This window comes from Terrimonas pollutisoli (genome assembly GCF_029360765.1).
Classification (GTDB): domain Bacteria; phylum Bacteroidota; class Bacteroidia; order Chitinophagales; family Chitinophagaceae; genus Terrimonas_B; species Terrimonas_B pollutisoli.
Genome location: NZ_JARKNA010000002.1, coordinates 45317 through 56704, shown reverse-complemented (window position 1 = coordinate 56704; position 11388 = coordinate 45317). Strand labels below are relative to the sequence as shown.

The following is an 11388-nucleotide window of genomic DNA, read 5'->3' as shown; positions in this document are numbered from 1 at the left end:
ACCTTAGTACATTATTTTTATCCGATTTCTAAAAGACTGCGCAAATTTTGCAAGCCTTTTTTCCCGACCAATAAGGTAATAAGGTCCATTCATTCAAGTAACTTTTTTTCTACTAAGGTTTAGGTGATGCAAATCGATGTTGCTTCTAAAAAGCTGCTTAATATAAATACCTAAAGCCAATATCTTTTCCGGCATCTCAAAGATTGCTTAGTTGCTATGTTGATTGATTCATATTTTGAAATGCAGGTTGTCAAAAGCTTATTTTAATTTTTCTTACTCAACACCACCACTAAACCTTAGTAGAAAATGATTCATAAATTACCAACCTTAGTACATTATTTTTATCCGATTTCTCAAAAACTGTGCAAAATTGCCAACCTCTTTCTTTGACCAATAAGGTAATAAGGTTCAATCATTCAAGTGACTTCTTTCTATTAAGGTTTAGGTGATGCAAAATCGCTGTTGTTTTGAAATCCACCTTAATCTAACCACCTAAAGCCAATATCTTTTCCGGCATCTCAAAGATTGCTTAGTTGCTATGTTGATTGATTCATATTTTGAAATGCAGGTTGTCAAAAGCTTATTTTAATTTTTCTTACTCAACACCACCACTAAACCTTAGTAGAAAAATGATTCATAAACCGCCGACCTTATTACATTATTCTAATTTAACCTCTCCAGGACTGTGCAAATTGCAAGCCTCTTTTCTCAACCAATAAGGTAATAAGGTTCATTCATTCAAATAATTCTTTCTACTAAGGTTAGGTGATATAAACCGAATGTTGTTTTAAGAGCTTCCCTGGTCAGCATATCAAAACCACTATTTTTCCGGCTGCCCCAAAATATGAATTAGCCATTATTTCTTTATTACACCTAATAGCCAGGGTTTTGTTTATACAATCCATTCGTAAATGTGATCTCGGATTGAGGAATGGGTAAATATTCATCTCTTCCCGCTGTAAAAACAGCCGTCGCCAAAAATGTTCTTCTTGTTTTCTCCACAGCGATATACTGATTCAAGGTTGGCGCCGCAATGCCCCATCTTACCAGGTCAAAGAAACGGTGACCTTCTGTTGCAAACTCCAATCTTCTCTCCCACTGCAATGCCTGGCGGGCATAAGCCTGTGTCCAGCCAGCAGCGGGATAAGGCTGTACATTATATTTGGAGGCAAACGTACCGTCTAATTTTTTCAGCTTGCCGGTGCTCGCCGCTGCTCTTGCTCTAACCTGGTTGATCAGTGGTAAGGCTTTATCTTGCTGACCCAATTCTATATAAGCTTCTGCCTGCATCAACAATACTTCGTCGTAACGAATAATATCATAGTTTTTAGCGACGCCCATAAATGGTCCGTTTTTGAAATAGGATGAGCTATTGGCCAGTTGCTGATTACGCATTGTATGAAAATTGCCATACACACCCGGATCACGCACCCAACTGTTGCTGAACAATTTTGTGTTATCATATTTATACACATGCCCGTCAATTCCGACTGTATGATCCAACCTCACATCAACTGTTGCTGTTTTTAAATCAGCGATACCATTGTTAAACGTAGTAAAGTTGGGCAGGCCACTGGCGTCTGTCGTGTGTGCATTCACCAGGTTTTGACTGCCGGCATGAAAACCACAGCAGCCATATTGTGGCGCACCATGCGGGTAGTTCAATCCATCTTCATAATTCAATCGGCCGGATGTGGTACCATCGTTAATAGTAAACTGGATTGCAAAAACTGATTCAGGGCCATTTTCTGTTTCGGGTAAAAAATTATCGGCGATGTCAGGGCTTAATGAATATTTTCCTGATGCAATAACTGACTGAGTTAAGTCAACCACTTCCTGCAACCTTGTCTGGTTGATGTTCACCACCTGGTGCGTTGCATTTTGTTCGTAGGCCTGGAACAATTTTAATTTTGCCAGGTAAGCCTGTGCAGCGTATTTATTGGGCCTACCCAGTTGTGCCTGGGTTTCCGGTAAATTATCAACTGCATATTGAAAATCGGCGGCAATTTTATTCCACGATTCATCATTGGTCAGATCGTTGGAGACTTTTAAAATTTCCTCTTCTGTTGCAGTCTCATCAAAGATGGGAATGTTCTTGTACAACAATTTCATCGTGAAATAGCTGTGTGCACGCAAAAATTTCAGCTCTGCTACTCTTGATTTCTTTTGCGGGAAGTCGGCATCCGATAATGCATTCACAGCACGCAAAGCCACATTGGCCCGTGAAATGGATTTGAATAAATTTTTCCAGGTCCGCGAGACAAAAGCGTCCATAGTCGGCTGAACAAGATTGTAATGTTCCATCGCATCAATCTCACCCACATCTCCGGTACCGCCACCCCCTTTATACGCATCGTCTGAACGAACACTCCCATAAGCCCAATTGCTATAAATGGGGCCGATCATATCTCCATTACCAATGCCGGCATAGGCTGCAGTAACCAAGCCCTCCACCGCAGTGGGAGAAGTAAGATCTGCCGATGATAATACGCCGGTTGGAACATAGTCCAGTTGTTTTTTACAGGAGCTGAACAACAGCATTCCTGAAGCTATATAAGCAATTATATTTCGTTTTTGCATTTTGATTACGTTTTTTGATTTACTTAAAAGGATGCATTGATACCAAAAGTGTAAATCTTAGGTACAGGTATTGGCCCCAGGTCTATTCTTTCAGGATCGGGGCTTAAATGATCTTTACTCTTAAACCAGAACAGGTTTTCCGCCATTAAGAAGAAACGCAGTCTTGAAAAAACAGATTTCTTCTCCAGGCTATAGCCCAGTTGGATATTTCTCATTTTGAAATAGGAAGTACTTACCATGAAATAGTCGGATGTGCGGCCTTCATTGTTATTATCCTTCAGGGTTAATGCAGGCACTTTTGTATTGGTATGTGTAGGCGTCCATCCGTCGAATACACCAGGGCCAACATTCTCTCTGCTTTTCATCAGGTTGTTAAACACGGTGTACACATCAAATCCTTCTCTTCCTGCCACACCCGAACCGAATATGGACAGGTCAAATTTTTTATAGTTCGCATCTATCCTGATACCATATTCCAAAGCCGGAAGTGTTGTACCTATCCAGGTGCGATCGAGATCATTGATCACTTTGTCATTATTGATATCTACATAACGGATCCTGCCGGGGCCGGCGCCGATCTGTGTAGGTGCACCATCTACTTCACTTTGTGATTGGAACAATCCGGCAGTTTTGTAACCGAAGATGTCAAACTGCGAATGACCAATGATCGTGTTAACCAAATTACCCGGGTAAGCTGGACGTACTGCCTCTGGCAACTCCGTGATCTTATCCCTGAAATGAGCAAGATTTAATTGCACATTGTAAGCAAAGTCACCGATTCTTTCACCACGATAACCCAGCACAAACTCCCAACCCCTGTTGGTTTTGGATGCTCCGTTTACTGTTTTCTGCTGTCCTTCACCTAATGCTGATGCAATGGGTGGTGTAATAAGAATACCTGTTGTCTTCCTGGAAAAATAATCGAACGAACCGAAGATTCTATTTTTCATCAGCGAAAAATCAACACCTGCATTTACTTCATCGGTGGTTTCCCATTTCAACCTTGAGTTCGCTGCCTGTGTTTGAACAAATCCTGATGGCAACACACCGGTATTACCACCAGCCAGTGAATAGGCAGTTCCAATATTCATGTATTGCTCCCAGAATCCACCAACCAAATCAGACAGCGCTGTTCCATATCTTGTCGCAAACAGGCCAAAGCGGCTCAAGTCACCAATCTGTTGGTTACCCACACGACCAATACCGGCTCTTAGTTTTAATTCAGTAAACAGTTTACTATCCAGCATAAAAGATTCCCGGTCTATTCTCCAGCCCACAGAAGCGGCTGGGAAAAAGCCATAACGGTTGTCCTCACCAAAACGGGAAGAACCATCCCTGCGAAGGGTTACTGATGCCAGGTATCTATCAGCGTAGTTGTAATCGATTCGACCGAACAACGAATATAAGCGGTTACCAGTTGAACCACCGGCAACCTTGGTATTGCCGGTAGCAGCGCTCAATGTGAAATACTCTTCTGTTTGAATAGTGAAACCTTCTTTCCGGGTATTTTGATAATCGAGATCTGTTTTAATATACTCTGTACCGGCAAGGAATTTGAAATTATTGTCGCTGTTCAAATCCCAGTTGTACCGAACCGTGTTGGAAAAAGTATAACTCAAATATTTGTTTTGATCCAGCGTCAGGCTATTGGTAGTTCTGTTAAATGCACCTTCTGTAAAAGTTGGCAGGATTGTTTTATTCAGGTAAGTAGCATAATCAGCACCCAATGTTGATTTGAAAAACAAATTGCGGATGGGTTGTATTTCTACAAACGCACTACCAAAAGATGACAAGCGGTTGGCGTTATCCCATCTTGATAAAAATTGCATGTGCAATGGATTATTACGATCGGAATAGCCTGCACCGGATGCACCTGCAAAGGTCACACCGTCTTTTTGATAAACAGGAATCGTTGGCGCCAATGTAACGGCTAACCCTGTAGTGGATGCACCACCAATATCCCTTGATACCAATGTTTCATTGGAGTTGGCAACACGGATGTTGACACCAAATGTAGCTTTGTTATTAAATCCTCTTGTGATGGCATTGATGCTTCCACTCATTCTTTCATAACCGGTGTAGCGCAACATACCCGTATTTTTATAATAACCCAGGTTTACTTCCAGTGATGAATTCCTGTTACCGGCCGAAGCGGTTAAACTATTATTGGTCACAAAACCTGTCTTATACATTACATCCTGCCAGTCGGTATTGCCAGCCGGGGTATTTTGATCGCCACCAACAAATGGCTTCACAGTTACAGAGTTCAACACAGGATTATCAAAATCATTGTTCCAACTGAAATCATAAATTTCACCATAAGCACCTGCAGGGTCCTGCCTGTCATTTACAGAAGCTTGCCACAAAGCTTTACCCCTGTCAACAGAATTCAGCATATCAAAGCGGGATGCTTTTTCTGACTGAGCAGAAACACTGCTGTTGAATTGAAAGTTTACTTTACCATCTGTGTTACCGCCATTTTTAGTAGTAACGATAATAACGCCATTCGATGCACGGGCGCCATACACTGAAGCAGCAGACGCATCTTTTAACACCTGCACCGATGCAATCACAGCGGGATCCAGGTTTTGAAATACTTCGGGCCTGGTGGTAGGTATTCCATCAATGATATAAAGCGGATCATTTACACCTAATGTATTTGATCCCCTTATCAGGATCCGGGAGTTACTACCATTGGGCGAGCCCCCATTTTTTTCAATATACAAACCGGCAACACGGCCTTGCAGGGCCTGCATGGTATTGCCTGAACTATTGTTTTTAATCGGCGCCAGGTCCACAACAGCTACAGCACCGGTCAAATCTTTTTTACGTTGCGCCGTGTAACCGGTAACTACTACAATATCTTCCTCCTTCACACCTTCTTCCATCTCAACAGCGAAGCTCAGATTGTCGCCGGTCACTTTGAGTGTAACAGGTTTTCTTCCTATATACGTCAAAGTGAGATCATCACCCGGCGCCGCTTCAATGGAAAATTTTCCCATTACATCTGTAAGCACCGTTTTGTTTTTTGATTGAACAGAAACACCCGGCAATGGTGTTTTATCCGATTTTGCTGTGACTGTACCGGTAATGGTTTTTTGCTGTGCAAATGAAACTATTGCCAGCGACAGCAACGGAAATAAGAAAAGCAGTCTTCTCATAATGGCAATTTTTAAAAGTTTAAAAAATTAGTAACGTTCATGTTCAGAGTGAGTAAGCGTTCATGATCATCCTGTCGTGTGACAGCAGATGAAGGCATGATAGAAGAACCGGGATAAACCGGGTCATCCGACAAAAGATTGAAATAAGCAGCATTGTTCTTTTTCATTGACAGCAGTTTTAGTTATTGAATGAATACAGCGCTTTGTGAAGCAGCGAGTTTTTGTATATCGTTTATTTCGTAAGCGGGCCAGCCGCCGGTATTAGAAGCGACCAATGCACCTAAGGCACTGGCAAAGGCCAGCGACTCTTTGGGCCCGTAATTATTTAATTGTTTGAAAAGAAAAGCAGCCAGGAATGAGTCGCCACTTCCGATGGTATCAGCAACATCGACCACATAGCCGGGATGCCCGTAGAGTTCACCTTCTATATTTACCATGGCTCCATCACCTCCCATCGTAACAATAATGCGGGGCACCTTGAATCTATCTTGTATGATGGCGATCCGGTCAGTCATAGTTTTATACCTGGTAAACCAACCGGTGATCAGTTCCAGTTCCGCACTATTCATTTTTATGATATCGGCCCTGCTTAACAGATCTTCTACCAACTGGCGATTAAAATGCGGTGGGCGCAGGTTAATGTCAAGCACTTTTTGTTGTGCAGTTTCTAATAATGCAAACAGCGTATTTCGGGAAGTGCTGTTTCGGTTGACAAGGCTGCCAAAAATGAAATGACTGGCGCTTTTTACCAGTTCAACGGTAACATCGTCCAACGCAATAAAATCCCAGGCAGCCGGTGCAACAATATCATATTGCATTTCGCCATGTTCATTAGCGGTAGCATTTACAATACCGGTTGGAATGTCGTAGTCCAACTGAATATGATCCGTGGTTATACCATTTTCATTCAACAGGTCAATTAGCTTTTTACCCCGGTCATCGATACCCACACGGGTTACAATTCCCGGATCCAGTCCCAGTTTGCGAAGATGATAGGCCACATTCATTGGAGCACCGCCGGGCACGGCTCCGGAAGGAAGTATGTCCCATAAGATTTCACCAAAACAAACTATTTTTTTTGCATCGGTCATATCAAACGTTTTTTGATTTTAACTACTAAACCTGTTTAATGCAACACCAATGTGTGCTCGATCTGCTCCAGCGATTTGCCTTTTGTCTCCGGCATTATCTTCCACACAAAAATTAACTGGATGCACATCATGATACAGAAGAAAAGAAAGGTGTGACCACCGCCGGCTTTTTCGGCGAGATACGGAAAGGAAAAAGCAATAGCCGCTGCCATCACCCAATGAGTGGTACTTCCCAAGGTTTGCCCTTTGGCCCTGACCTGGTTGGGAAATATTTCTGAAATGAAAACCCAAATGACGGCGCCCTGCGAGAAAGCAAAAAAGGCGATATAAATAAATAAGAATACGGGAACAGCGAAGCCGTTAAAACTTTCGGCGTAAAACGAATACGAAACCATCGCCAGCGTGAAGATCAATCCCAATGAACCGATCAGCATCAGTGTTCTTCTGCCAATGCGATCAATAAAATTCATGGCGAGCAACGTGAACGTAAAGTTGATCAAGCCCAGCCCGGCTGTTGATAATAAGGATGAACTTTCACCAAGGCCCGTCATTTCAAAAATGCGGGGTGAATAATAAATGATGGCATTGATACCTGATACCTGGTTGAATACCGCAAACAGTATCGCCAGCATCACAGGTGTTTTATATCGTTTGGAAAACAAAGGATCTTTTTGCAGAATCGCTTTTTCTTCTTTATCCGTAGTTTCTATTTCGGTGATTATTTTATCAGCTGTAGCCGGGTTGATGATCTTAAATATTTCCCGGGCTTCTTCCACCTTGCCCTTTTTCATGATCAACCAGCGGGGACTTTCAGGTACAAAGCGCAACAGGAAAAAGAAAATAGCAGCAGGAACAGCTTGTATTCCAAGCATCAACCGCCAGGCGTCTTCCCCTGTTTGCCCGATAAGATAATTGGAAAAGTAAGAGACGACGATGCCAAACACCACATTGAACTGGAACAAACCAACCAGTTTGCCTCTTCTTTCTGCCGGTGAAATTTCTGAGATATAAATAGGTGCGGTAACCGATGAAGCCCCAACTCCGAGGCCACCCAAAAAACGGAAGGCCAAAAAAACATACCAATCGTTGGCCAGTGCGGTACCCAATGAAGAGACCAGGTATAAGAAAGCAATAATATAAAGTGTCTTTTTACGACCCAGTTTGTCGGAAGGTACCGACCCCAATAAGGCGCCGATGATTGTTCCTATTAAAGCGATGGAAACAGTGAAGCCGTGTTCGACAGTGGTAAGGGTCCAGTATTTCTGTATTGATTGTTCGGCACCGGAGATAACTGCTGTATCAAATCCAAAGAGGAAGCCGCCGAGGGCAATGACCAGGGACCAAAGAAATACATTTCTTCTATTCATATGGCAATAATTTCTGCCACAAATATGGTTGCCGATAGCCCCATTTGCCTTTCAGTATCGTATCAAAATGATCTGAATTTGTATAATCTGTCAAAAAATATTAATCCATTAATTTTCAAATATTTAATACGCAATTATTTAAACCCTGTTTAGGTCTTTTCAAAATTTGTCTCCGCTTTTTCTAAAAAAATCTCATCGGGGTGGATCAAAAACACCTGCGGAAACGGGATTAAAACAAAGGCAAACATTATTAGAAAGGGAATTCTAAAAAATACATCAACTTGCAGTCATGCTTGTCCGACTGTTTGCTTATTGCTGCGAGGTGAAAAGTGGTATAATTAAAAAGCCATGGGTGTTTTTTGCCCTATGCTTATCCATTCTCCTTTGCTCCTGCTCCGGCCACAAACAGGAAAAAAAATACCGCATCGGTTTTTCTCAATGCACTTTTGGCGATGCCTGGAGACAGACCATGCAAAAGGAAGTAGAAAGAGAACTGTCCTTTCACCCGGAAATAGAGTTGATCGTAAAAGATGCTAACCTTAGTGCGGTCAAACAGATTGCCCAAATCCAGGAATTGATTGACGAAAAAGTTGACCTGCTGATCGCTATCCCCGCCGAAGCAGAACCCATTGCGCCCATTATTGAAAAAGCGTATGCCAAAGGCATCCCCGTTATATTGGTTGACAGGAGTACATTGGCAAAAAACTATACCGCCTTTATCGGTGCCAACAATTATAAAATAGGTTCAGATGCCGGCGCCTATGCTATTGCACTTTTAAAAGCCAAAGGGAATGTCCTCGAAATTGCCGGTCCCGATAAAGGCTCATCAGCGGATATTGGTCGGCATACGGGCTTCACTGATGTAATAAAAAAATACCCGGGCATAAAAGCCTTTCCAAGATTCAGTGCCGATTGGGACAAGTACCCGGTTGAATGGGAAAAACAGTTTACCGAAAAACTGCAATCACTCCCTAATATTGATTTGATCTTTGCTCAAAACGATCGCCTTGGTTTTGCTGCTTATAAAGTATGTAAAAAGCTGGGGCTTGATCAACAAATAAAGATCATCGGCATTGATGGCCTGCCCGGTGAAAATGGTGGTATCGACCTGGTGGAAAAAGGCATTCTGAAAGCAACCATACTTTATCCAACCGGCGGCGAAGAAGCCATTCAAACAGCGTTTAATATTTTAGAAAAAAAGCCTTACCAGAAAGAAACCGAATTGTCGACCACCGTCATTGACTCAACCAATGTCAGGATTATGCGCTTGCAAAATGAAAAACTGCTGGCGCAGCAGGACGATATCGATGAACGGCAAAAAAAGATCGAAGAGCAAATTGCCATTACCGAAAACCAAACCAATATCATCCTGGCGATTTCGACTACACTGGCCCTCGCTTTAATATTTGGTGGTATCCTTTATTATTATTTACAGGAAAATAAAAAGATCAATAAAAAACTGGCGTTGCAGAAAGAAGAAATTGCCGACCAGCGCAACCAGTTGATCGAATTGATGGCTAAAGTGAAAGAAGCTACCGATGCCAAGTTCAATTTCTTTACCAATATTTCTCATGAGTTACGGACTCCACTTACACTCATCATGGGTCCGCTGGAAGATACCTTGTCGTCACCCAAGCTTCATTTCACTATCAGGAATAATCTCGACTTTATCCAGCGAAATTCCATACGACTCTTGCGGTTGATCAACCAGCTGATGGATTTCAGGAAAATAGAAGAAGGGAAAATGAAGCTCCATACGACAGAAAATAATATTTCAGAATTCGTGCTCGAAATAGCCAACTCCTTCCGCGGCATTGCGCAAAAAAAATCCATCTCGTATAAGATCAGCAGCAAGGTGCAGGATCTGAATGTATGGTTTGATGTGACCATGCTTGATAAAGTATTATTCAACCTGCTCTCCAACGCCTTTAAGTTTACGGCTGAAAACGGAACCATTACCGTGACCATTGACAAACTCACTGCGGAAAATATGGCTGTGATCAAAGTGGAAGACACGGGGATAGGTATGGATACCACGCATGCTTTCGAATTGTTTTACCAGGGGCAAACCAGTTTTCGCGGTAGCGGATTGGGATTGTCTCTGTCTAAAGAACTGATCGATCTGCACCATGGATACATTACGGTACAAAGCGAAAAGAATAAAGGCACTGCTTTTGAAATAAAACTTCCGATTGGCAAAGCACATTTGCACCCGGATGAAATACTGGCTGAGAAAGCTTCGCTTATTCATACCTATGAAGATGTGAAGATATACACCACGGATATGGAGCCCGTAGAGCTACAGGAAGAGACAAATGGTACTTATGAAAAAGACCGGTCGATTTTGATAATAGAAGATAATGATGACCTGCGGGCATTTTTGAAAAAAAGAATAGGTGAAAGTTATGAAATACATGAAGCCGACAATGGTGAAAAAGGCATAACAGCTGCATTTGATATTGTTCCCGACCTGATCATTTCCGATATTCTTTTACCGGGACAGGATGGCCTGCAGATCACCGAAACATTGAAGCAGGACATAAGGACTTCGCATATTCCTATCATCTTATTAACCGCCAAGGGAAGCATTTCAGAACAAATAGCCGGTATCAAATCACAGGCCGATGCATTTATTGTAAAACCTTTCAACCTGGAATACCTCGAAGAAACGATTAAAAACCTGTTGAAGAACCGCGCCGTATTACGGGAGCATTATACCAGTGAATTGCCAACCGAATCAAAGACTAACTCAGCCAATAAAATCGACCGGAAGTTTATCAATGAGTTCACGGCACTGGTAGAAAACAATTTATCCAACGAAGATTTTGCGGTGGATGATATCTGTAAAAAGATTGGCATCTCCCGGGTGCAGTTATACCGGAAAGTAAAAGCATTGATTGGTTATAATGTGAATGATTATATCCTGAATGTGCGGTTACAAAAAGCAAAGTTCCTGCTGGCCAAAGAGAATCTAACTATTTCCGAAGTAGCGTTTAGAGTTGGTTTTTCATCCCAGGGCTATTTCTCTACGGTGTTTAAATCAAAGTTTGGTGTGACACCGTCGGAGTTTAAGGATAAGAAAAAGGAAGCGTTGTAAAGCATTCTCTCCTTCAGTCATTATTGATATTATCCCTAAGGAAGTGATTAATGCGGGTTGTATTTGCGCTACATACTGGTAGTAGCGTTTTT

At 42.2% G+C, this 11388-nt stretch carries 6 protein-coding genes; 1 reads left to right on the top strand and 5 read right to left on the bottom strand.

The annotated features are described in order from the left end of the window. Positions 1 to 873: 873 nt before the first annotated feature. Genes P2W73_RS04330 through P2W73_RS04310 form a run of 5 tightly spaced genes read right to left on the bottom strand, consistent with a single transcriptional unit; the run spans position 874 to position 8199 of the window. Positions 874 to 2580, bottom strand: coding sequence for a RagB/SusD family nutrient uptake outer membrane protein (locus P2W73_RS04330; protein ID WP_276500765.1), 1707 nt, complete (start codon positions 2578 to 2580; stop codon positions 874 to 876). Between the two features lie 23 nt (positions 2581 to 2603). Continuing rightward, a complete protein-coding gene (locus tag P2W73_RS04325; protein ID WP_276500764.1) occupies positions 2604 to 5741 on the bottom strand; it encodes a SusC/RagA family TonB-linked outer membrane protein in 3138 nt (1045 codons plus the stop codon). An 11-nt stretch (positions 5742 to 5752) separates the two neighbouring features. Beyond that, positions 5753 to 5908: a hypothetical protein gene (locus P2W73_RS04320; protein WP_276500763.1), complete on the bottom strand. Its 156-nt coding sequence runs from the start codon at positions 5906 to 5908 to the stop codon at positions 5753 to 5755. Between the two features lie 15 nt (positions 5909 to 5923). Then, positions 5924 to 6832 carry a carbohydrate kinase family protein gene (locus tag P2W73_RS04315; protein ID WP_276500762.1) on the bottom strand — a complete coding sequence of 303 codons (909 nt, stop codon included), beginning with the start codon at positions 6830 to 6832 and terminating at the stop codon, positions 5924 to 5926. A 35-nt stretch (positions 6833 to 6867) separates the two neighbouring features. Continuing rightward, positions 6868 to 8199 (bottom strand): sugar porter family MFS transporter, encoded by a 1332-nt coding sequence (locus P2W73_RS04310; RefSeq protein ID WP_276500761.1) that lies wholly within the window; start codon positions 8197 to 8199, stop codon positions 6868 to 6870. A 289-nt stretch (positions 8200 to 8488) separates the two neighbouring features. Here P2W73_RS04310 and P2W73_RS04305 point away from each other — a divergent pair, with 289 nt between their 5' ends. Then, positions 8489 to 11296, top strand: coding sequence for a substrate-binding domain-containing protein (locus P2W73_RS04305; protein ID WP_276500760.1), 2808 nt, complete (start codon positions 8489 to 8491; stop codon positions 11294 to 11296). Positions 11297 to 11388 lie beyond the last annotated feature (92 nt).